The sequence below is a fragment of the Gordonia heveisoli genome, assembly GCF_030315745.1.
GTDB lineage: Bacteria > Actinomycetota > Actinomycetes > Mycobacteriales > Mycobacteriaceae > Gordonia.
Genome location: NZ_JASXSH010000001.1, coordinates 39,520 through 62,783, shown reverse-complemented (window position 1 = coordinate 62,783; position 23,264 = coordinate 39,520). Strand labels below are relative to the sequence as shown.

18 protein-coding genes are annotated in these 23,264 nt (G+C 67.5%); 9 read left to right on the top strand and 9 right to left on the bottom strand.

The window, feature by feature from the left end; genetic code table 11:
• Nucleotides 1-33: 33 nt before the first annotated feature.
• Entirely contained in the window at nt 34-2,226 is a 2,193-nt protein-coding gene (locus tag QSJ18_RS00255; protein ID WP_462475949.1) for an MMPL family transporter, read from the bottom strand.
• Nucleotides 2,227-2,390: 164 nt separating this feature from the next.
• Here QSJ18_RS00255 and QSJ18_RS00250 point away from each other — a divergent pair, with 164 nt between their 5' ends.
• Nucleotides 2,391-3,518, top strand: a complete 1,128-nt coding sequence (locus QSJ18_RS00250; RefSeq protein ID WP_286324164.1) for an NDMA-dependent alcohol dehydrogenase — start codon at nt 2,391-2,393, stop codon at nt 3,516-3,518.
• Between the two features lie 30 nt (nt 3,519-3,548).
• On the opposite strand, the gene QSJ18_RS00245 is transcribed toward QSJ18_RS00250, so the two are convergent.
• The 3 genes from QSJ18_RS00245 to QSJ18_RS00235 are packed head-to-tail and all read right to left on the bottom strand — an operon-like array spanning nt 3,549 to nt 6,917.
• Nucleotides 3,549-4,103 carry a potassium channel family protein gene (locus QSJ18_RS00245; protein ID WP_286324163.1) on the bottom strand — a complete coding sequence of 185 codons (555 nt, stop codon included), beginning with the start codon at nt 4,101-4,103 and terminating at the stop codon, nt 3,549-3,551.
• A 9-nt stretch (nt 4,104-4,112) separates the two neighbouring features.
• The gene (locus tag QSJ18_RS00240; RefSeq protein ID WP_286324162.1) at nt 4,113-6,119 is read right to left on the bottom strand and encodes a M13 family metallopeptidase; all 2,007 of its coding nucleotides are present in this window, start codon (nt 6,117-6,119) and stop codon (nt 4,113-4,115) included.
• Between the two features lie 51 nt (nt 6,120-6,170).
• Nucleotides 6,171-6,917: a pirin family protein gene (locus QSJ18_RS00235; RefSeq protein WP_286324161.1), complete on the bottom strand. Its 747-nt coding sequence runs from the start codon at nt 6,915-6,917 to the stop codon at nt 6,171-6,173.
• A 117-nt stretch (nt 6,918-7,034) separates the two neighbouring features.
• On the opposite strand from QSJ18_RS00235, the gene QSJ18_RS00230 reads away from it, so the two are divergent.
• Nucleotides 7,035-8,672 (top strand): NTF2-like N-terminal transpeptidase domain-containing protein, encoded by a 1,638-nt coding sequence (locus QSJ18_RS00230; RefSeq protein WP_286324160.1) that lies wholly within the window; start codon nt 7,035-7,037, stop codon nt 8,670-8,672.
• Between the two features lie 5 nt (nt 8,673-8,677).
• Here QSJ18_RS00230 and QSJ18_RS00225 read toward each other — a convergent pair whose 3' ends face one another.
• Both QSJ18_RS00225 and QSJ18_RS00220 read right to left on the bottom strand, forming a co-directional pair.
• Nucleotides 8,678-9,133 (bottom strand): DUF3054 domain-containing protein, encoded by a 456-nt coding sequence (locus QSJ18_RS00225; protein ID WP_286324159.1) that lies wholly within the window; start codon nt 9,131-9,133, stop codon nt 8,678-8,680.
• Nucleotides 9,134-9,183: 50 nt separating this feature from the next.
• A complete protein-coding gene (locus QSJ18_RS00220; protein ID WP_286324158.1) occupies nt 9,184-10,359 on the bottom strand; it encodes a lysylphosphatidylglycerol synthase transmembrane domain-containing protein in 1,176 nt (391 codons plus the stop codon).
• 74 nt (nt 10,360-10,433) lie between these two features.
• Here QSJ18_RS00220 and QSJ18_RS00215 point away from each other — a divergent pair, with 74 nt between their 5' ends.
• Nucleotides 10,434-11,711: an AI-2E family transporter gene (locus QSJ18_RS00215; protein ID WP_286324157.1), complete on the top strand. Its 1,278-nt coding sequence runs from the start codon at nt 10,434-10,436 to the stop codon at nt 11,709-11,711.
• A gap of 28 nt (nt 11,712-11,739) precedes the next feature.
• On the opposite strand, the gene QSJ18_RS00210 is transcribed toward QSJ18_RS00215, so the two are convergent.
• The 3 genes from QSJ18_RS00210 to trmB form a co-directional block, all read right to left on the bottom strand.
• On the bottom strand, nt 11,740-15,000 hold the full coding sequence (locus QSJ18_RS00210) for an MMPL family transporter (protein ID WP_286324156.1): 3,261 nt from the start codon (nt 14,998-15,000) through the stop codon (nt 11,740-11,742).
• A gap of 97 nt (nt 15,001-15,097) precedes the next feature.
• The gene (locus QSJ18_RS00205; protein ID WP_286324155.1) at nt 15,098-15,781 is read right to left on the bottom strand and encodes an NYN domain-containing protein; all 684 of its coding nucleotides are present in this window, start codon (nt 15,779-15,781) and stop codon (nt 15,098-15,100) included.
• On the bottom strand, nt 15,774-16,574 hold the full coding sequence (gene trmB, locus QSJ18_RS00200; RefSeq protein ID WP_286324154.1) for a tRNA (guanosine(46)-N7)-methyltransferase TrmB: 801 nt from the start codon (nt 16,572-16,574) through the stop codon (nt 15,774-15,776). The genes QSJ18_RS00205 and trmB overlap by 8 nt, the downstream gene beginning before the upstream one ends.
• A gap of 75 nt (nt 16,575-16,649) precedes the next feature.
• Here trmB and QSJ18_RS00195 point away from each other — a divergent pair, with 75 nt between their 5' ends.
• The 6 genes from QSJ18_RS00195 to QSJ18_RS00170 all read left to right on the top strand — a co-directional run bounded on the left by QSJ18_RS00195 (nt 16,650) and on the right by QSJ18_RS00170 (nt 23,254).
• Entirely contained in the window at nt 16,650-17,534 is an 885-nt protein-coding gene (locus QSJ18_RS00195) for a hypothetical protein (protein ID WP_286324153.1), read from the top strand.
• Between the two features lie 2 nt (nt 17,535-17,536).
• Nucleotides 17,537-18,916, top strand: a complete 1,380-nt coding sequence (locus tag QSJ18_RS00190; RefSeq protein ID WP_286324152.1) for a hypothetical protein — start codon at nt 17,537-17,539, stop codon at nt 18,914-18,916.
• Between the two features lie 2 nt (nt 18,917-18,918).
• Nucleotides 18,919-19,254: a DUF6802 family protein gene (locus QSJ18_RS00185; protein ID WP_286324445.1), complete on the top strand. Its 336-nt coding sequence runs from the start codon at nt 18,919-18,921 to the stop codon at nt 19,252-19,254.
• Nucleotides 19,255-19,455: 201 nt separating this feature from the next.
• A complete protein-coding gene (locus tag QSJ18_RS00180) occupies nt 19,456-21,282 on the top strand; it encodes a phosphoenolpyruvate carboxykinase (GTP) (protein WP_286324151.1) in 1,827 nt (608 codons plus the stop codon).
• A gap of 35 nt (nt 21,283-21,317) precedes the next feature.
• Entirely contained in the window at nt 21,318-22,349 is a 1,032-nt protein-coding gene (locus tag QSJ18_RS00175) for an esterase-like activity of phytase family protein (RefSeq protein ID WP_286324150.1), read from the top strand.
• 113 nt (nt 22,350-22,462) lie between these two features.
• Nucleotides 22,463-23,254 (top strand): ABC transporter ATP-binding protein, encoded by a 792-nt coding sequence (locus QSJ18_RS00170; protein WP_286324149.1) that lies wholly within the window; start codon nt 22,463-22,465, stop codon nt 23,252-23,254.
• Nucleotides 23,255-23,264: the final 10 nt, after the last annotated feature.

The window sequence follows — 23,264 nt, the reverse complement described above, 5'->3', positions numbered from 1 at the left end:
ACGCCGACGAATACCCCTGCTTTCGGGGAACTCTCAGGATTCGTCTGTGATGCTCGACGTTGGTCTTTGAAGATCTTGTCCCACAGTGGATTTCCGTTCATCGTTACGACGTCGGGTCAGCTGTCCCGGCCACCAGATCCGGTCGCCGATATCGAGGGTCAGTGCGGGTACGAGGAGGGTTCGGACAATCAGGGCATCGACGAGCACGCCGAAGGAAACCAGGAAGGCGACCTGTGCCAGGAACAGCAGTGGCAGAACGGCCAGCGCCGCGAACGTGGCGGCCAGGACGACGCCGGCCGAGGTGATCACCCCGCCGGTCGTCGTCAGACCGCGGATCATGCCCAGCCGGGTCCCATGGCGCCGCGCCTCCTCGCGGACCCTCGTCATCAGGAAGATGTTGTAGTCGATACCGAGCGCCACCAAGAAGACGAAGGCGAACAGCGGCACCACCGGATCGGCCCCCGGGAAGCCGAACGGTCCGTTGAAGAGCAGTGCGGCGACGCCCAGCGTCGCGGCGAAGGACAACACCGTGGTCGCCAGCAGCAACACCGGTGCGAGCAGACTGCGCAACAACAGGATCAGGATCGCCAGGACTATCACCAGAACCACCGGGATGATCAGATTGCGGTCGCGGGTGGCCGTGGTGCGGGTGTCCAGATCGATGGCCGACGTACCGCCGACCAGCGCATCCGCTCCGGCGATGGGATGAACTACGGCCCGGATACGTTCCACGGTGTTCTGTGCGGACAACGACTCGGCATTGTCGGTGAGCGTCGCGGTGACGGCCACCCGGCCGTCGCGCACCATCGGCCCGGGTCCGTCGGTGACGACGGTCGCGCTCGCCACCCCGTCCACCGAACGCACCGCGTCGAGCACCGCGTCAATGCTGCCCTCGTCGGCGATGACCCAGGTCGGCGACCCACTGCCGGCGTCGAAGTGGCGCGCCTGGATCTGGGCGCCGGCCACCGAGTCGACCGACCCGAGGAAGAAGTCGGTGGAAGCGATGCCGTCGGAACGGAACATCGGGGCGAAGGCGGCGCCGACGACCAGCACGATCAGCGTGCCCGCCCAGATCGCGCGGGGTGCGCCCGCGATCCGATCGGCGATCCGGCGCCAGAAGCGGTGGGTGGCCCCGGATTCCACGTCGGTGTCCGGTGCATAGACCGGACGCAACGGCCAGAAGGCAGACCGTCCGAGCAGCGCGAGCACTGCGGGTAGGAAGGTCATCGAGGCCAGGAACGACCCGACGATCCCGATCGCGGCCACCGGCCCCAGGCTGCGATTGGAGTTCAGGTCGCTGAGCAGCAGACACAACACCCCGGCGATGACCGTGCCAGCCGATGCGGCGACCGGTTCGATGGTGCCCGACCACGCCCGTCGCAGGGCCGCCGAGGTGTCCTCGACGACGACCAGTTCCTCACGAAACCGCGACACCAGCAGCAGCGCGTAGTCGGTCGCGGCACCGAATACCAGGATGAACAGGATGCCCTGGCTCTGCCCGTTCAGGTCGAGCCAACCCTGTTTGGTCAGGAAATACACCGCCCCCGACGCGAGGGCCAGCGCGAACACCGCCGAGATGATCACCACGAAGGGCAGGATCGGGCTGCGATAGACGACGAACAGAATCAGCAGCACCACGAGCCCGGCGACGAGCAGAAGCAAACCGTCGATGCCCTTGAACGCCTCGCCGAGATCGGCGACCTGTCCGGCGGGTCCGGTCACCTTGACGGTCAGGCCGTCCGGGGGGTCGGCCAGCGCGGCGCGCAGCAACTCGACGGCGTCGGCGGGTTCGCCCTCGGTGGCGACCGGCACGAACATCTGCAGCGCCTGCGCGTCGCGGGACGGGATCGGCGGAGAGAATGCGGGACCGAAGCCTGCGGTATCGGCCAGCGGTGCGGTCGCCCGTTCGAGGAACGCACGGTCGGCTGCGGTCAGACCGGATTCGCGTTCGGCCACGACGATGGCCGGGAAGAAACCGGTGTCCTCGAACTCGGCCCGCAGTTCGTCGGCCCGTGTCGACTCGGCGGAGGCCGGTAGGAAGGCGGAGCTGTCGTTGGTCGACACCGACGACAGCTTGCCCGCGTACGGGCCGGTGAGCCCGGCGATCACCAGCCAGGAGAGCAGCACCAGCGCGGGGATCAGCCACCGCATCCGGCGGCGGCCGGGCGTCGGAATGGGCCTCTGGTCGTCAGGTTCGGGAGCGGTCTCCGGCGTGGTGGCGGCCATGTCGCCATCGTGCCATGGCCGCCGATTCGGCAGTGCGGGCAATAGCCGGAAACCGCTGCGCGGGATCTGGGGTTGAGTCAGGATGTGATCTGTGTCGCATTAGCGTGCGGCAATATCTGGGGGCAACTGATCCCGGCGCGGGCCGAACACGTGGAGGTAACGATATGCTGGTCAAGGGTGCAATCTTGCGCGAGGCCGGAAAGCCTTGGCAGATCGAGGAATTCGAGCTCGGTGACCCGGTGGCCGGCGAGGTGCAGGTCAAACTCGTCAGCTCGGGGTTGTGTCATTCCGACCATCACCTCCGCACCGGTGACTCGCCCGCGCCCCTGCCCGTCCTCGGCGGACATGAGGGTGCCGGTGTCGTGACCAAGGTCGGTCCGGGAGTGACCCGGCTGAAGGAGGGCGACCACGTCGTCACCGCCTTCATCCCGGCCTGTGGTGTGTGCGACCCGTGTTCGCGCGGCGACCAGAACTTTTGCGACGAAGGGGCCGGTCTTCTCACCGGCCTATCGATCTCCGACAGCACCAACCGGGCGCACACCTCCGACGGGCTGCCCCTCGCGCAGATGTGCCTACTCGGGACCTTCGCGCCCTACATCACCGTCAACGAGGCGTCGCTGGTCAAGATCGAGGACGACATCCCGCTGCAGCAGGCAGCGTTGCTCGGTTGTGGCGTCGCCACCGGCTGGGGCTCGGCGGTGGAGATCGGCGGCACCCACGCGGGCGACGTGGTCGTGGTCGTCGGGATCGGTGGCGTCGGCATCAACGCGGTACAGGGTGCGGCGGCCGCAGGTGCGCGGATCGTCGTCGCGGTCGACCCGGTGCCGTTCAAACTCCAGATGGCCGAGAAACTCGGTGCGACGCACACCTTCTCGTCGATGGAGGAGGCTCTTCCCGCGGTCGGCGAGATCAGTTGGGGCAAGATGGCCAACACCACCATCCTGACCGTCGGCGAGATCGACGGTTCGATGCTCGCCCCCGCGCTCGCGCTCACCGGCAAGGGCGGTCAGGTGATCGTCACCGGTATGGGCAACTTCGCGGCGATGGACGCCCAGGTCAACCTGTTCGAACTGACCCTGCTGCAGAAGCGGATCCAGGGCGCGATCTTCGGCGGCGCGAGCCCACGCACCCAGGTGCCGACTCTGCTCAACGAATTCCGTTCGGGCAAACTCAATCTCGCCGACCTGGTCACCAAGACCTACCGCCTCGAGCAGATCAACGAGGCCTACGACGACATGCTCGAAGGGCGCAACATTCGCGGCATGGTCGTCTACGGCGACGACGACTACTGAGGCCGGTCGGGGGTCGCGAGCTCATCGAGATCACTCCGCCACCGGCGGATCGTCGGGGAGATCGCGGCCCCGGACCCGGAAGTCGACGAGGATGTTGAGGAAACGCAGCCCGAGTCCGAGGAGGACGAGGGTGCTGGCCATCTGGATCGAGACGACCACCCGCGCAGGCTGGGAGTCGGCCGCGATGTCGCCGAAGCCGGTGGTGGTGAACACGGTCAGGCAGAAGTAGAGGGCGTCCACCCTGGTCAGCGGCTCGTTGAAGGCGTTGTGGGTGTATTCGGAGAAGATGAAGTAGATCGCCGAGAACGTGACGATATAGAAGGCGGCCACCGCAACCAACATCTCGATCGCGTCGGCGACCGGACGATGTGAGCGGGCGAAGCGTCGGACCTCCCAGACGCAGAAGCCGCCGAGCGCAATCGCGCCGACCGCCAGCCCGATGAGGTTGGCATCGCTGTCCTTGTTGATCGGCAGCAGGAAATAGCCGACCAGCAGGATCGTCGCCGCGAGGATCGGCCGGGCCAGTGCCTCGATCATCTGCGTCCGCGTCAACGGTGGAATCGAGTTCCGGCCCGGCCTGGTCATCGTGGGCCGCTACCAGATCCGGACGCGGTCGGCGGGGTCGAGATACAGGCCGTCACCCGGCTGGATGTCGAAGGCCTCGTAGAAGGAATCGATGTTGCGGACGACCCCGTTGCACCGGAATTCCGGCGGCGAATGCGGGTCGACCGACAACCGTTTGATCGCCTCGGCGGTACGAGTCTTGGTGCGCCACACGATCGCCCAGCTGAAGAAGACTCGCTGCTCCCCGGTGAGGCCGTCGATCACCGGCGGCTCGGTGCCCTCGGTGGCGATCCGGTAGGCGACCAGCGCGATTGACAGCCCGCCGAGATCGCCGATGTTCTCACCGATGGTGAAGTCGCCGTTGACCTTGTACTCCGGGTCCAGCCCCTCCGGGGTGAACTCGCTGTACTGGTCGATGAGTTTGCGTGTACGGGTGGAGAATTCGGACTTGTCGGACTCTGTCCACCAGTTCACCAGGTTGCCGTCGCCGTCGTATTTGGCGCCCTGATCGTCGAATCCGTGTCCGATCTCGTGCCCGATGACCGCCCCGATGCCGCCGTAGTTCGCGGCGTCGTCGGCCTCGGGATCGAAGAACGGCGGCTGCAGGATCGCCGCCGGAAAGACGATCTCGTTCATGCCCGGGTTGTAGTAGGCGTTGACCGTCTGTGGGGTCATGAACCACTCGTCGCGGTCCACTGGACCGCCGATCTTCGCGAACTCACGGTCCTGCTCGAAGGAGGACGCGCGTGCCACGTTGCCGATCAGGTCGCCCCGGTCGACGGTTAGCGCCGAATAGTCACGCCACGACGCCGGGTAGCCGATCTTCGGGGTGAACTTGTCCAGCTTGAGCAGCGCCTTGCGTCGGGTCTCCTCGGTCATCCACTCCAGCTCGGAGATGTTGCGCCGGTAGGCCTTGACCAGATTGGCGATCAGCTCGTCCATCCGGGCTTTTGCCTCGGGGGGAAAATGTTGGGCGACATAGAGTTTGCCGACCGCGAAACCCGCAGCTCCCTCGACGAAGGAGACGCCTCGCTTCCACCGTTCCCGGTTGGCCTCGGCCCCCGACAATGTGCGTCCGTAGAAGTCGAAGTTCTCGTCGACGAAGCGCGCCGACAGGTATGGGGCGGCGCTGCGCAGCAGGCGCCAGGTCAGCCAGGTCTTCCAGTCCGCCAGCGGGCGTTCGGCGACCAGCGAGGCGGCACCTGCGATGAACGACGGCTGTCCGACGACCACCTCGGCGAAGGTGGGATCCCCGGTGGTGCCCAGGCCGGCGAACCATTCGTCGAGATCGAAACCGCTTGCCGCATCTTCGAACTCGTCGAGGGTGAGCAGGTTGTAGGTCAGTTCCGCGTCGCGGCGTTTGACGACGTCCCAATGATGACCGGCGATCGCGGTCTCCAGGTCGAGAACGGTCGCGGCGGCGCCGGCCGGATCGTCGAGACCGGCGAGGGCGAACATCCGCTCGACGTGTGCGAGATAGGCGGTGCGGGTCGGTGCGTGCTTGTCGTTGCCGTCGGCATCGGGACGGTAGTACGACTCGTCGGGCAGGCCGAGGCCGGACTGGGTGATGTGCACGAGGTAGCGATCGGACTTCCGGGCGTCGGTGTCGACATAGAAGCCGAACAGTCCGCCGACACCGTGACGGGTCAGACGGCCCATACGCCGACTCAACGACGCCGTCGAGTCGATAGCGGCGATCTTCTCCAGTTCACCGGCGATCGGGCCGATGTCCAGTGCATCGATGTGATCGGTGTCCATGAAGGAGGCGAACAGATCGCCGATCTTGCACTCGTCGGAGCCGCTGGGGGCGTCGGTCTCCGACGACGCGGTGATGATGTCGCGGACGTTCTCCTCGGCGCGGTCCCGCAACACGAGGAAGGCGCCGTCGATCGCCCGGTCTTCGGGGATGACGTGGGTGTTGAGCCATTTGCCGTTCACATGCGCGAACAGGTCGTCCTGCGGGCGGACCGAGTCGTCGATCCAGTCGAGGTCGAGGCCGGAGGTCAGGTCGATGTCAGATGCGGTCACCCTGTCCATCCTGTCATCGCCGGACCGATCCGTCAGCCGTGCGGCGCACAACCGGTGCGGCTATTCGTAGAGTCCCTTGTGCATCACCCAGGCGAGGATCTCGCAATCGGTGGTCGCGGTCAGCCGCACGTCGTCGGCGTCGGTGAGCCGCAGCGCGTCGCCCTCGCCGAGGGCGTCGCCGGTCGATGCGACGACGGCCGCGCCGGCCGGCACAAACAGATGGACGTAGCGGGCGCCGGGTACCTGTACCGACGCCCCGCTGGTGAGCCGGGCGGCGTAGAGCGTGGCGCCCGCGTTGGCGATCCGGATCGCGGAATCGACGTCGGGGTCACCGGAGGCGACCGCGACGAGCCGGCCGGCGTCGAGGTCGGCGGAGACGTCGGCCTGTTCGTAGGAGGGATCGAGGCCGTGCCGGTCGGGCATCACCCACATCTGGACGTAATGAACCGGTGATGTACCCGAGTCCGGCAGGTCGGGCCAGGGGTCGTTGCGCTCGGAGTGTTCGACCCCCGAGCCCGCGCTCATGCGTTGTGCGAGCCCCGGAACCAGCACCCCGGAGTGTCCCGCGGAGTCGCGATGGACCAGTGTGCCCGACACCACCCAGGTGACGATCTCGCTCTCCTGATGGGCGTGTAGATCGAAGCCCGCTCCGCGGGTAACGAAATCATCATTATTTGCCAGTAGGGCGCCGTGGTGGGTGTTTGATGGGTCGTAGTGGTCTCCGAAGGAGAAGCTATGACGGGACGTCAGCCAGTCGGTCGTCGTCACCGCACGCTCGGACCCGCGGATCAGGCTGCTGGTGGGCATATCTCATTATGTGCGACGCCGGTCGAGGCGCGACGAGACCGGTTCGTGATCGCAACGATTCCTGAATGGAAGCTGGCGATGTCGAATTTCGGTGTTACACGAGTGAAAATTGTAAACATGAGAATCTCGGTCAAGCGGGCCCTTGTCGCCGCTTGCGCCGCGGTCAGCGTCGTTGTCGTTCTCAGCTCCTGCGGACTGTCCGGAGAGAGCGACACCGGTGCGGCCGCTGCCGTCAACAAATTCGCGTCCGCCCTGAGTCGTCAGGACGGGGGCGGCGCCGCCGCGTTCACGACCGCACCCGGTCAGGCCGCCGACGCCCTGAACGCGACGCTGGCCGCGATGCACCCGCAGAATGTGAGCTTCGAGGTGCGTAACCCGGTCGAATACAGCGACGGCACCGCGTCTTTCGGTTTGAAATCCACCTGGACCTGGGCGAAGGGCCACACCTTCGAGGCGACCAGCAACGGCACCGCACGACACCTGTCGACCGGCTGGAAGGTGACCTGGGATCCCTCGGTCATCTACCCGGGCCTGCCCGCCGGCGGGCTGCTGCGGGAGATCCGTACCGACGCGACACCGTCACCGTCGGTCCGCAGCCGCAACGGCAAGGTCTTCATGTACCTGCAGCCGGTCACCGAGATCGTCCTGGATCCGTCGGCCACCCCGAACGTCGACGCCTCGGTCGCCGCGCTGGCCCGCGTCATCGCGCCCATCGCACCGCTGATCACCCCCGCAGTCATCCGCGACCAGCTCGCCGCCGCCGGAGGCCGGCCGATCGTCACCGTCGGACTGCGCGATTCCGACATGCAGGTCCTCGCCGGCGACCCGGCGAAGGTGTCCGGGGTGCGGGTCAACAAGACCGGACAACTGGTGATGGCCGATCGTCGGCTCAACTCGCCTCTCGAATCGGGACTGACCAACTACTGGCAGGCCATCCGCGACGCCACCGCGGGCTGGCAGGTGCAGCTGGTCGGGCCGGGGATGCGCCCTCGCCAACTCGCCGGCGACCAGGGTCCGGCCGGACCCAATGTCTTCACCGCCGTCGACCAGGGGGTGCAGCTGACCCTTGGCGACGTCGCGGTCGAGGTGGGGCAGCCCGCGACCGTCATGGTCCTCGACGCCGTCACCGGCGCGATCCAGGGCATGGCCCAGAACGACTACGCCGTCGACCGCAAGATCAACGTCGACGCGGTCTATCCCATCGGCTCGACCCTCGCCCCCGTCTACGACGCGGTGTCGCGGATCGCGGGCGGCAGTGAATCGGCCGGTGCGATGCTGCTCGACCGGCTCGGCCTCGGCGTCCAGTTCACCGTGCCCGGCGCGAGCGCGCCCACCCCCGGCCAGGCCGGGGTGACCACCGTCGACTACCGGCCCGGCCAGGCGAACGCGTCGATCATGAACATGGCGGCGCTCGGCGTGGCGTTGGCCCGCGCGCAGACCGGGCAGCTCAATTCGGTCGCCCCGTATGTCATCAACGGGGTGCCGACAAAGGTTGTCGGCGGCGAACTGGGTGCACTCGACCGGTCGTTGATCGATCAGGTGAGCCGGGCGATGACCGCGACCGCCAAGGTCGGTGACGCCAGCGACCTGACCGGTGCCCCCGGCTTGCGTGCGCTGGTCGGCACCAACGGCCCGCAGGGACCGGGCTGGTTCGTCGGCATCCAGGGCGGCAAGGTCATCGTGATCTACACCGAGGGGCCGAAGTCGGGCACCGCCGCGCTGCAGGTCGCGCAGAAATACTTCCGGATCAAGTAGCGGGTCTACGCGTCGCGGCGCTGGGAGCGTTTGGCCAGCGCCGCGAATGCGGCCCGCCAGCCGAGGAGGAAGATCGCCAGGAAGGTCGCGGCCACGACGATGAATGAGGCCTCGATGCCCTGGTGCAGGATGTAGCGAACGACCATCGCGACCGTGACCGTGCAGAACCAGATGACGAGGCCGACCGGGACGACCCGATCGGGCCGGAAGTTGTGGCCGAAGAAATCATTCGATCGCACATGCGAATACACGTAGGTGATCGACCAGCCGGCCGCGCAGCCGACCAGGAACGGCCACAGCGTCTGCACGATACCGACCGGGGAGAGCGCCTCTTCGTGGCTGGCGCGTCCGATCAGCCCGAAAATCGTCACCACAACCGCATCGATGAGGGCGGCCAGTGGCATCGATGCGATCCCCCGGGCGGGCGCGTTGACCCGCTCCGCCGTTTGCGAACTCGGCATGATCGATAACCTAGCCGGTCCGACGGTGCTGCGACCAGCTCGAAGCCGGTCTAGGGAAGATCTTTCGTTCGATCGGTCGATGACGGATCGTCGTCGCCGTTCGGATCGGAGACCTCAGATGTCCCGGCAGCCCCAGAAGTATCCGGCTGTGTCGCGGATTCCCGTTCATCGAGGTCGATCTCCCCCTCGATCGACGATCCGGCCTTGATGCGATGGCGGAACATGAAACCGATCACCACCCAGCCGATGATCGCGACGAGCACGTAACTGATCATGCGATAGATCAGCACCGCCGTGATCGCGTCGGGCAGCGGCATCCCGGCACTCGTCAGCGCAGGCACGAGCACCGCGTCGACCACGCCGATTCCGCCGGGGAGCAGCGGCACCGCGGTACCGACCGCCTTACCGGCCGCATAGGCGACCATCAGACCCGAGATCGACGGATGGGCGCCAACCGACCAGCAGGCGAACATCAGACACGCGACATCGGCGACCCAGTTGAACAGACTCCACCCGAAGGCAATGGTGATGTCCTTCTTGGACAACTGCACCGCGCGCAACTGTTCCAGTGTTTCGGACAGGCGCTCGAAGCCGTGGTTCTCCGGCTTGCTGCGCAATTGGTTGAGCCACGACAGCAGGCGTTCACCGGTACTCTGCAACGACTCCGGATGAGTCGCCAGATACTGCAGGATGAGGGCGACCGCGATGAACCCGACGACGGAGAAGACCACCGAGAACGGACTCGTCTTGGCACCCGCGATGAGGGCGCCACCCAGACCGAGAACCGCGAGCCCGACCCCGGCGAGCAAGCCGGACATGACGACCTGCCACGACGCCACCACCGGGGTGGCACCCCACTTGCGGGTTTCGCGATAGGTAAAGGCCGGGGCGAGCACTTGGCCGCCGGGCATCGTCTGGCTGACCGAGTTCGCCGCGAGGATCACCGACAGTGACTTCCACTGCGTGACGCGCACGCCCGCAGAATTGAGCAGTGCCCGCTGCACCTGCGCGAAACTGTCCATCGACAACATCGCGGCGGCGACGCAGGCAAGCATCCATCCCCACTGCAGATCGTCGAGGCGGGTCCACGTCTCATGCAGTTTCGGCCAGATCAACACCGCCTCGACGGCCAGCACGACCACGATGGTCACCAGCAGGACCCAGCGGACCCACCAGAACCGCGGACGCTCAGCGACGCCGGCCCGCGCCACATTCTCCGACGGCATAGCCCACACCCTAGTGCCCGCGATGTGCCGCGCTTCAATCCGTTCGGTCGCCGGAGAGTCCTACGCTGACAGATATGAGCGATGCCGAGGTCGGTACGGAGTCGGGTTCAGGCGCGGACCGGCGTGCCCGCGACGCATCGAAGGTCCATCCGCGCATCCGCGTCGCGGCCGAGTGGACCTGGCGTCTGCTCATCCTCCTGGCCGGCCTGTATGTGCTGGTCCGGATCTTTTTCGAATTCAAAGAGGTGCTCGTACCGGTGGCTCTGGCGATCCTCGGTTCGGCGCTGCTGGTGCCGGTCGTGGACGCCATGGACCGTCGTCGGGTACCGCGGTCGCTGGCCGTGCTGGGCACCATGGTGGTCGCCATCGGCGTCGTGGTGACCGGTCTTGGCTTCGTCGTACGAGAGTTCATCCGCGGGGTGCCCGAGTTGGCCGAACAACTACGGGTGACGATCGACCGCACCAAGGAGTGGCTCGTCGAAGGGCCGGCACATCTTGACCCGAAACAGGTCAGCAACGTCGGCGGCGACATTCTCGACGTCATCGAACACAACCAGGAGAAGGTGACCAGCGGGGCACTCGCCACCGCGACCACCGCCGGACAGATCGCCACCGGCGGCCTGCTGACCGTCTTCCTGATGATCTTCTTCATCTACGGCGGCGGCCAGATCTGGGACTTCCTGGTGAAAGCCGTCCCGTCGTCGAACCGGGAGCGCGTGTCGGCGGCGGGGGTGGCCGGGTTCGGCACCCTGGTCGGCTACGTGCGGGCGACGGTGATCGTGGCACTGGTCGACGCCGTGGCTATCGGCATCGGACTGGCCATCCTCGGTGTGCCACTGGCACTCCCACTCGCCACGCTCGTATTCCTCGGCGCGTTCATCCCCATCGTCGGTGCCTTGCTCAGCGGCTCACTGGCGGTGCTGGTGGCGCTGGTCACCCAGGGGTGGGTCGCGGCGGCGATCGCGCTGGCCATCGTCGTCGGGGTCATGCAGCTGGAAAGTCACGTGATGCAGCCGTTCCTGCTCGGGCGCACGGTGCGACTGCACCCGGTCGCGGTGGTGCTCGCGATCGCCGCGGGCATCGTGGCCGGCGGCATCGTCGGCGGGCTGCTCGCGGTGCCGCTGGTGGCCTTCCTCAACACCTTCATCCGTGACCTGAACGGATCGGCGCCGGTCGTCGAGGAGGCCGACGACCATCGACCGGGGGAGGGGATCTATGTGGCCGAACCCGACGAACCGCACTGGGACTACTTCCTGCGCAGGCCGACACCCGCCGAGTCGGGCGCCGACGATCCTTCCCCGGCAGAGGCGGACCCCGACTCCGAACGCGAGGCCGACGACACCGGGCGGTGAAGCGCATCCGCTCGGCGTCGTCGGGGCCTCAGTGCTCGGAGCGGCTGCGCCGCAACAGGTCCTGCACGCTGATCTGATTTCCCTCGGAATCGTCGTCGGCCGACCGGGCGTGCCGGTCACTGCGGCGGCGGCCACCTTCGGACTCGTCATTGCGCGGCCGGGTACCGCGGGTGTCGGCGTCGAGGGTGTCCGGGCCCCGGTTGAGTGCGCTGCGGGGACCGGCATCGGCGGCCGACACCGCATCGGGGCTCAACCCGCGACCCATGTTGTTGCCCTCACCCCGGTTCTGCTGGCCCGACGTCGGGCGTGAGCCCTCCGGGGCGAGCGAGGCCGCGAGCGGTCCGCGATCGGAGTCGCCGAGATCGGGCCGACGACGCAGACGCGCATCGGCGGAGTCGGGTGTCACCGGCCGATCGGCCGGGGTCGTACCGCGCACCGGGACCGGGCCGGTCGTGCGGGCACCCGAACCGGTTGCGGCGGGACGGCCGGCGGGCGCAGGCGGAACCGGACGCTCGGGCTGAGGGGTCGGCGGTGCCTGGGCCGGACTCGGGGGCTGGGCCGGATTCTGCAGCCGGATGCCGCCGTCGCCCAGACTCCAGCTTCCGGTGTCGGGGGCACGCTCGGTACTGCCCACCGGGCGGCGCACCGGTGCGGAGTCCGCCGTCGGTGCCTCGGGCCGGGGCGCCAGACGAGATGCCGGATCGTTGCCGACCAGCGGTGTCCGCGGACCCACTGGGCGGGGTGTCGGACCGGCCGGGTTCGGCGCGGCGCGATTCGGGACCGCGGGTGCTGCCGGGGCAGCCTGGACCGGCGGCGCCTGGGCTGCCGGATTCTGGCGTGCAGGCTGAGGTGCCGGACCACGACGTGCGCCGTGCGGGACGGGCAACTGACGGCGCATGACCGAAGTCGGCGCCTCGGCGACCATCGTGCCCGCACTCATCGCACGCGAGCCGACCACACCGTCGCGCAGTTCGTCGGGCTCGTCGTCGAGGACGGCCTCGCCCAGACCGATCTTCTCCTGCAGGGTGCGCATCCAACGCGGCGCCCACCAGCAGTCGTCGCCGAGCAGCTTCATCACCGACGGCACCAGCAACATGCGGATGACCGTCGCGTCGAGGATCAGCGCCGCGATCATGCCGTAGGCGATGTACTTCATCATCACGATCTCGGACAGGCCGAAGGCGCCGATGACGACGACCAGGATCGCCGCGGCCGCGGTGATGATGCCGCCGGTGTGCGCGGTGCCCACCCGGATCGCCTCGGTGGTACTGGCCCCCTTCTGTCTGGCCTCGACCATGCGTGACAGCAGGAATATCTCGTAGTCGGTGGACAGACCGAAGACGATGGCGATGATGAGCACGAGGATCGCCGCGAACAGCGGTCCCGGCGTGAAGTTCGCCAGGCTGGAGCCGTGGCCGTCGACGAAGATCCAGGTCAGGATGCCCAGCGTGGAGCCGAGGCCCAGCGCCGACATCAACGCAGCCTTGATCGGCAGCACCACCGAACCGAAGGCGAGGAACATCAGCAGCCCGGTGATCGACACCAGCATGATCGCCATCAGCGGCAACCGCTTCATCAGGGCGTCGATGGAGTCCTGGGTCAGCGTCGGGGTACCGGCGACGTAGACCTGCGCGCCACGTTTGTCGATCGACCGGATGTGATCGATGGCGGCGGCGGCGTCGTCGCGGTTCTTCAGACCCGCCGACATCCGGATGATCGCGTAGTCGGTTCCGGTAACCGTGCCCGACTGCGCGGACCGGTCGTTCTGGCTGGTGCTGAACGGGCCGGTGAGACCGGGTGCCTTGCTGGCGTCCGCGGCGATCGCCTGCAGGTCGGCATCGGCGTTGTCAGTGTTCGGGTCGTAGATGACGACCAGCATGATCGCCTCGGTGCGCTGTGTCGGGAAGGCCTCGTCGAAGTGTTCCTGCGCGACACGATTGGCGTTGTCCGGCGGCAGATACTTCTCACTGATGCCACCGAAGGCGATGTTGCCGAACGGGATGATCAGCGCCAGCAGCAGCAACACCGTGGGAACGGCAGTCGCCACCGGATGCTGCATGACCCAGCCCGACAGCTTGCCCCAGAACCCGTTCTCGACGTCTTCACGGCTCTTGATGCGGCCGGTGAATCGGCTGTCGAGAGCATTCGCGCGGTCGTCGCCGAACAACTTGCGGACGATCGGGATGAGCGTCCAGCCCATGATCGTGCGAATCGACAGCGCGTCGATACGCGGTCCCAGGATGCTCAGGATCGCGGGCAACACGGTGATCGACAGCAAAGCCGCCAGCGACACCGACGCGATGGCGCCGTAGGCCACCGACTTGAGGAAGCCCTGCGGCATGATCAACAGACAGGCCAGCGCGGCGACGATGATCGTCGCGGAGAACACCACGGTCTGCCCCGCGGTCATCACGGTTCTTCGGACCGCGGCCTTCGTCGAATACCCCTCACCGAGTTCCTCGCGGAATCGGGAGACGATGAACAGTCCGTAGTCGATCGCGATACCGAGACCGATCAGCGTGACGACCGACTGCGCGAAGATGTTCAGCTCGGTGGTCAGCGCCAGGATCTTCATGATGCCCAGCGAGCCTGCGATCGTCAGACCGCCGATCAGCACCGGCAGACAGGCCGCGATCACGCCACCGAAGATGAAGAACAGCATCAGCGCGACGATCGGCAGGGCGATCACCTCGGCGCGATGGATGTCCTTGTCCATGCCGTCGGCCATACTGCCCGCGACGGGCTGGAGGCCGGCGAGTTCGAAGGTGGCCCCGGGCATGTCGAAGCGTTCGGGGATGTCGTCGAAGAACGGCTCGATCTTCTTGAAATTCGCCAGGATGGTCGTGTCGTCGTTGCCCGCCACCCCGATGCTGATGAAGGCGTGTTTCTTGTCCGGCGTGAACAATTGGCTCTGCACTGCGGACTGCCCCACACCGGGGGTGAACGGGTCGAAGATGCCGGGGTCGTTGCGGTTGACGATGTCGGGATGGGCGGCGGCCAGGTCGTTGACGAAGTCCTCGACCTTCACGCCGAAGGCGGGATCGTCGACCGTCGTACCCTCGGGCGGAGTGATGAACAGGACGATGTCGGACTTGTGGTCGCGGCCGAGATAGTTGTCGGCGTAGATCGACCCCTTCACCGATTCCGACGTCGGGTCGAACCATCCGCTCTGACTCAGGTGCTTGCTGAGATCGAGTCCGAACAGTCCCAGGCCCGCCATCATGGCGACCAGAACCGCGATGACGGCGAAGCGCATCCGATAGACGAATGTGCCGATGGCTCCGAACACGCTGGTTCCTTTCGTGTACTGCGACGTCCGATTGTCTCAGTGTTGCCTGAGTGATGCCTGAGGCGGACGTGTGTGTCGCGACGTGGCGACCGGCGGCTCAGCGCAGCAATGCGCTCAGCGGCCGGAACGGCGTCAGCCAGGCACCGTCGTCGGGCAGCGAGTCCAGCCCGATCCGCGGCAGCGGCTCCCGGAACACGCCGGGGATGTCTTCGAGATCGATGAACCGCAGGTCATCGGCCGTCAACGCCCAGCTGGCGTGTTCCCGGAAACCGATCACGGTGACCGGCACACCCTCGGCGGCGATCTCCCCCAGGGGCTCCCGGAAGGCCTGGCCGTCGGCCGAGGCCACCACCACACCCGCCAGTCCCACAGTGTGCCTGCGAAGTTCGATGTGGTCGAGCATGTCGGCGTCGACATCGGTGTCCTCGGCCAGCTTCGGCTTTGCGAAGACCGCGTAGCCGACGTTGCGCAGCGCGTCGACCCAGGGGCGCACGACGTCGGCGGAACCAGGGACGATATTGGTGAACACGGTGGCCTCGGGCTCCACCAGACCGTCGGTGGCCAGATCGGCGGTCTGCTGCAACAGCCAGCGGCCCAGCGCGTCGAAACGCGGCCGGTGCGCGGCGGTCGGGCGGCCACCCAGAATCGCGCCCAGGCCCATGTCCATATTCGGTGCGTCCCAGACCAGCAGCATGCGGCGGGTGCCGGTCTGCCCGCCGATTGTGTCGGCGAATCCGGTCGGGGCGGTTGGGGCGTCGGGGGTGGTGGCGGGATCACTCATCGTCGGTGCGGTCTCCGTTCGAACCGTCGTCGGCGGTGGGCGGCGTCTTCGGGATCGGCTTGGTGTAGACGAACTCGTTGACGTCGCGACCCTCGCGTTCGGCGCGGCCCTCGAATTTCGTGGTCGGGCGTTCCAGGAGTATGGGCGAAGGCTTGGTCAGTTGCACGAGATGTGGACGATTTGGGTCCTGCGTGGCCAGAACCTCGGCGATCCATTCGGCGTATTCGGCGTGATCGGTCGCGATGTGCAGGACGCCGCCCGGCTTGAGGGCCTCGGCAATCATCTCCACGGTGCCCGACTGGATGAACCGTCGTTTGTGGTGACGCGACTTCGGCCACGGATCAGGGAAGAACACGCGCACACCGGTGAGGCTGCCCGGCTCGACGAGTTCACGGAGCACCACCGAGGCGTCACCGCGGATCATCCGCACGTTGGTCAGGCCGTTGCGGTCGACCAGCCCGAGTAGCTGGGCCAGCCCCGGCTTGTAGACCTCGACGGCGATCACGTCGACGTCGGGTTCTTCGGCGGCCATCGCCGCGGTCGAGATACCGGTACCGCTGCCGACCTCGAGCACGGTCGGCGCGGACCGCCCGAAGAGTGCGCCGAAGTCGAGCGCGGGTTCGGGAAGATCCTCCGGATCGGTCTTGAGGTCGCGGCCCAAGGTCGGCCACAGCACCTCCCAATTGCGCTGTTGGCCGGGGGTCAGGGTGCCGCGGCGGAACCGGAAACTGGTCACCCGCGGGTACAGCCGGGACCGATCGACGCTGTTGTTCACCACCCCATGGTTCCTCATCGGCCCGACGATGTGGAGGTCTGGGCGCCGAAGTCGCGTTCAGCGGCTAATCTTCCGGACACCGAGATGACGTCGGTGACGACCACGTGGGGGTGCGCGGTGCAGGGAATGGGGACGGCCGATCCGGCCGCTGCGCTGTTGGCGAGCGCGGCGGCGGGGAGGCTGTCGAGCCTGGTCGGTGCGACGTCGCCGCTACGGCCGATCCTGGAGGAGGCGGGACGTCGATATCGGGGTCCGCTGCGGATCGAGGTCGGCGGCCGCCCCGGCGTCGGCCGCGACACGATGGCCAGGGCAGTTCGGGAACGGCTGTCGCCGATGCACGCGTTCATCGCCGACCCGGCTCGCCCCGAGGACACCGACATCTGGCTGTATGTACTGCCCGGACCACCGCGCGCCGCCGATCGTGACGCGATCGCCGCATTGCCCGCCGATCGACGGATCGTCGTGCTGGGCCGGGCCGACACACATGGGGAATGGGCGGTGGCGCAGGAGGTGGCTGCCGAGGCGGCGCATCGCCTCGGGCTGCCGGTGCTCCCGGTGTCGGCGTTGCTGGCCTGCGCGGAGGTGACCGCGGACGAGATGGCGACGCTGGGGTGCTGGGCGCGGTCCGGGCTGGTGATGCCCTCGATGGTGGGGCAGTTCCTGGCCGTGCCCACCGAGTCGGCCGAGTACCGCACCCGGGTCGCGATGCTCCGGCACCTCGACCAATACGGCATCGACCTCGCGCTGACCCTGCTCGCCGACGCCGATCCCGACGACCCGGTCCCGCTGGACGCGCCGACCCTGACCCGGGTGCTGCGTCGGGCGAGCGGGATCGGGGCGCTGGCGGCGCCGATCACGGCCTGCGAACCGGCGGCGCGGTACTGGCGTGGCGTCGAGCTGCGCGGTGCGCTGGAAGATGCGGCCGCGGCCGACGTCGACCGTGACCGGGCCGAATCGCTTCTCTCGGGGAGCCGGTAGCGATGGTCGCGGAGGGGTCGCGGGTACTGATCGTCGGCGCCGAAGGTGTCGGGGTCCGGACACTGGTCGCCGCATGTGCCGAACTCGACGATCGGCTGGAGCTGATCGTCGGGCCGGATGAGTCGCGCTCCGCCGCTGTCGGTGTCGCAGATGGTGTCGGGGTCGCGGTGTTCGTCGTCGATCCGATGTCCGCGGTAGGTGAGGAGGAACGCCGGAGACTGGCTGCGCTGCGGGCGGCATACGGCACGGTCGGGGTCGTGTGCGCCAAGATCGACGCTTTCTGGGACTGGCCGCGGATCGCCCGCGCACATCGCGATGCCCTCGACCCCTCTGGGGCGCTGCCGATCTTCGCGGTGTCGGCGTTGGCCGCCCGCGCCGGGGAGCCGACCGGATCGGGGATACCCGACCTGGTCGCCTGGCTACGCGAGGAACTCGACGCGCCCCTGGCACAGCGTCGGGCCGAGGCGGCGAGTGCGGCCGCCCGGTCATCCGTCGACGATCTCCTCGCCGAGGAGTCCACGGATCGCGACGGCACCATGATCGCCGATCTGCAGCGCCGACGCCGCGCGCTGGTGGAGAACCGCGATCGGGGGCGGGCCGACCGCCTGGCGGCGGTGCGTGCCGGGCTGACACGGGCGCGTGCGGAGACGGTCACCCAGGTTCAGCACGGACTTCAGGCGATCGCGGCGCGGATGGCCGAGGCCCCGGCGATCGCCGACCCCGAACAGATGCTGCGGAACGAACTCGGGCTGCTGTCGGCGGAGGTGTCGCGCACCCTGTCCGACCGGATCGACGAGGTCGGTGCCACGGCGCTGCTCGGTCTGGGCGGTGTCACCGGCGCTTCGGCCGCATCGGATACCGGCGTGCAGATCGGTGATCCGCGCCCGATCCGCGACGGCCGCGGGCGCGGGGCGGAGGATGCCCTGATGGTGGTGATCGGGGCGTCGACCGGGCTCGGGGTGGGCAGACTGATCGTGGCGCCAATGGCGTCCGTGCACACGCTGCAATGGATCAGTATGCCGCTGACCCTGGTGCTCGGCGTGGCGGTGGCCGTCGCGGTCATCCGGACCCGGCGCAGCAGCAGTACCCGGACCGAGGTGCGGGCTTGGCTGCGCGACGCCCTCGCCGACGCCCGGATCCGGGCCGATCGGGAGGTCGGACTGCGGGTCGGGGCCGCCGAGACCGGCCTATGCGGTCAGATCACGCGTAGCTACGACCGCAACATCCGTCTGACCGCGGCTGCCGTCGCCGACCTCGATGGTGAGATGCGCCGCATACGCAACGCCGCCGCCGACCGACGATTACGTCTGGACCAGGCCCGTGACCTGCACCGGCAGCTGTCACGGGCAGGCACATCGCAGAGTCCGGAGCAGAGGAGATGACCATGGACCCGATCTTCGGCGAGCCCTTCGATCCCGATCCCGACCCCGAGATCGTGCCTGCGGCCGAGGCCGACGACGGTCTCGACGATCACCTGTGGATGCACGACGACGGTCGGGTGTGGGATCTCGGGCCGGCGGAGGTGGACACCGACAACGACGGCATCAACGATTCGCTGACACGTAACGGCCCGGATGGCGTCACGGTGTACACCGACAGTGACCGCGACGGTCAGGTGGACAAGATCACCGAGATCGGAGCCGATGGGAGCGTCCGGTCGGCGATCCTCGACCCGGAGAGTGGGGTATGGGTGCCGTTCGACTCTGGTCGACTGCGCTGAGCTTGTGCTATCCGGTCGGCGGACCACCCGTGGCCAGGTATGAAGCCGCAGGCCGGAAGGGACCGAATCCGCCGGATGTGGCATGGGCCGCATCTGCACACCCCGCGACCTAGCGCACGTTCGGTGGACGTATCCTGACAACTACGACGACATCATCGGCGACCAAGTCGAGCGGTCGCCCGCTCCCAGGAGGCTCCCAGAATGACCGCAGCCACGATCCCCGGATTGGATCCGAGTAGTGCGCCGACCAAGCATGCGGGTTTGTTGGCTTGGGTGGCCGAGGTCGCCGAGCTGACCCAGCCCGATCGGGTGGTCTGGTCCGATGGCAGTGACGACGAGTGGAACCGCCTCACCGAGGATCTGGTGAAGGCAGGCACCCTGGTCAAGCTCAACGAGGAGAAGAAACCCAACTCCTTCCTGGCCAGCTCCGATCCCGCCGATGTCGCCCGGGTGGAATCGCGTACCTTCATCTGCTCGGAGAACAAGGAAGACGCCGGCCCGACGAACAACTGGGTCGATCCCGCCGAGATGCGCGGCACCATGACCGAGCTGTACCGCGGTTCGATGCGCGGCCGCACCATGTTCGTCATCCCGTTCTGCATGGGTCCGCTGGAATCCGAGGACCCGAAGCTGGGTGTGGAGATCACCGACTCCGAGTACGTCGTGCTCTCCATGAAGGTCATGACCCGCGTCGGCCCGAAGGTGCTCGACCTGCTGGGCGAGGACGGCTTCTTCGTCAAGGCTCTGCATTCGGTCGGCGCTCCGCTGGAGCCCGGACAGGCCGACGTGCCGTGGCCGTGCAACTCGGAGAAGTACATCACCCACTTCCCGGAGACTCGCGAGATCTGGTCCTTCGGTTCGGGATACGGCGGCAACGCGCTGCTCGGCAAGAAGTGTTACGCGCTGCGGATCGCGTCGGTCATCGCGCGCGACGAGGGCTGGATGGCCGAGCACATGCTCATCCTGAAGCTCACCAGCCCGGACCAGAAGGTCTACTACGTGGCCGCGGCCTTCCCGAGCGCCTGCGGTAAGACGAATCTGGCGATGCTGCAGCCGACCATCCCCGGCTGGAAGGCCGAGACCGTCGGCGACGACATCGCCTGGATGCGCTTCGGCGAGGACGGTCGCCTGTACGCCATCAACCCGGAGTTCGGGTTCTTCGGTGTCGCCCCTGGCACCAGCTACTCCTCGAATCCGAACGCGATGCGCACCATCGAGGCAGGCAACACCCTCTACACCAACGTGGCGCTCACCGACGACGGTGACATCTGGTGGGAGGACATCGACGGCGAGAAGCCTGCTCACCTGACCGACTGGCTGGGCAACGACTGGACGCCGGAGTCCGATCACAAGGCGGCGCACCCGAATTCGCGTTACTGCACCCCGATCTCGCAGTGCCCGTCGCTCGCCGACGAGTGGGACGACCCGCAGGGTGTGCCGATCTCGGCGATCCTCTTCGGTGGTCGCCGCAAGACCACCGTCCCGCTGGTGACCGAGGCCCGCGACTGGCAGACCGGCGTCTTCATGGGTGCCACCGTCGGCTCCGAGCAGACCGCCGCCGCCGAGGGTCAGGTCGGCACCGTCCGCCGCGATCCGATGGCGATGCTGCCGTTCCTCGGCTACCACGTGGGTGACTACTTCCAGCACTGGATCGACCTGGGTAAGAACGCCGACGCGTCGAAGCTGCCGAAGATCTTCTACGTCAACTGGTTCCGTCGTGGCGACGACGGCCGCTTCCTGTGGCCCGGATTCGGCGAGAACAGCCGCGTGCTCAAGTGGATCGTCAGCCGGATCGAGGGCGAGAACGAGGGTGTGCAGACGCCGATCGGCATTGTCGCGAAGCCGGAGGAGATCGACGTCACCGGGCTGGATGTGGCCGCCGCCGACGTCACCGAGGCGCTTGCCTTCGACGCCGACGAATGGCGCAAGGAGATCCCGCTGATCGAGGAACTCTTCGAGTTCGTCGGCGAGAAGCTGCCGACGCCGCTGCAGGATGAACTCGACGGCCTCAAGCATCGCCTGAGCTGACCCGACCGCAGTCTGCTGCGGTATCGTTGCCCTCCATGAGACTTCGCTTGTGGGGGGCAACGGTCGTTCTGCTGTGCGCCGTCGGTCTGCTCGGTCAGTCGGTCCGTGCCGAGGCCGCACCCGCGGCACCCCGCGGGGCGGGGATCGCAACCTACTATCTGAACTCGATCGACGTGCCTGCGGTGACGCCGGCACCGTTCCGGTTCGGTGGGTTCACGGGCCTCGACGCGATCGGCGGCGGTCGTTATGTGGCGATCTCCGGCGATCTGGGGCTCGCCGGTCCAGGTCGGTTCTTCACCGCCTCGATCCCGTTCGCGCAGTCCCTGCTCAACGGTTTGCCGAAGCTGGTCGGCGCCAACCCGATCCTCGGTCCCGGTTTCATGATGACGCCGCCCGGATCGGCCCGTTTCGAAGGGATCCGTAAGACTTCCCGCGGGTATGTGGTGGTCAGCGGCGGTGACCGGCCGTTCGTCCGGGAGATCAGCGGGGCCGGCGCGATGATCGGCGAGCGGCCATTGCCGCGCGCGTACCTCCCCGGACGGAACAGCGGGCTCGATCCGCAGCGCAGCCTAGCCGGCGTCGCGGTCGGCCCGACCGGGCGGATCAGTGTGCTCACCGCCGGTGGCCTGCGCCAGGACCCGCGCACCAGTGCGCGACTGCTGAGCTTCGGTCCGCGCGGCACCAGCGAGTTCGTCTATCGCACCGACGGGGACAAGCGGGCCGCCGACGTGCTGGCCATCAACACCACCGACTTCCTCGTCCTCGAGCGGGGTGCCGGTCGCATCACCCGCATCTACTGGACGACGACCCGCGGTGCGCAGCAGATCAGCGGCAAGCAGCGGGTCGAGAAGGACGTGCGGGCGATGCCCAAGCGGCAGATCTTCTCCACCGCACCGATCCCGCGTCTGGCCGCCGGTGACATCTCCGGGCTGGCCTGGGGGCCGTGGGCGCCGAGCAATCCGTTCGAGGCCTATCGGGCGCGGACCCTGGTCATGATCACCGACAACAGTCACGGCGGGCCGACGAAGCTGCATGCATTGGAGATCCGCTTCCCGCGTCAGCGCTGACCGAACCCGCTCAACGGATTTCGGGGGTAGCCGTCGGTTCAGGATCGGGATCGGGGTGATCTCGGGGATTTACCGGATAGCCAACCGGCCCGTGATAGGGCACCGTGGTAGCCATGACTGCCAGTGACACGGCCACCGGCCATGCAACCTCACCTTCGATCGCGGCCGGAGCGGCCGATCTCGTCAAGCGTTACGGTTCCGGCGATACGGCGGTGGACGCTCTACGTGGCGTATCCATCTCCTTCCAGACCGGCGATTTCACCGCCATCATGGGCCCGTCCGGTTCCGGCAAGTCGACTCTGATGCACTGCCTGGCCGGCCTCGACCTGGCCACCAGCGGCCGGGTGCACATCGGCAACACCGAGCTGACCTCGCTGTCGGACAAGGCGATGACGATGCTGCGGCGCGATCGCATCGGCTTCGTGTTCCAGTCCTTCAATCTGGTGCCCACCCTCACCGCCGCGGAGAACATCACGCTGCCGCTCGACATCGCCGGCCGCAGCGTCGACACCGACTGGTTCGACACCGTCGTCGGCCGACTCGGCCTCGGCGACCGGCTGGACCATCTGCCCAGCGAGTTGTCCGGCGGTCAGCAGCAGCGTGTCGCATGTGCGCGAGCGCTGATCGGTAAGCCCGCCATCATCTTCGGCGATGAACCGACCGGCAACCTGGATTCCCGATCGTCGGGTGAGGTGCTGGCCATCCTGCGCGCGGCGACCGACGAATTCGGTCAGACGGTCGTCATCGTGACCCACGACCCGCGGGCTGCGTCCTACGCGGACCGGGTCGTGTTCCTGGCCGACGGTCAGATCGTGCGCGAACTCGTCGGCGCCTCGGCCGATGACATCTTCGAGGTCATGAAGCATCTCGACGACCCGGCCGCCGCACGAGTCGAGGAGAACTGAGTCGTGGCCT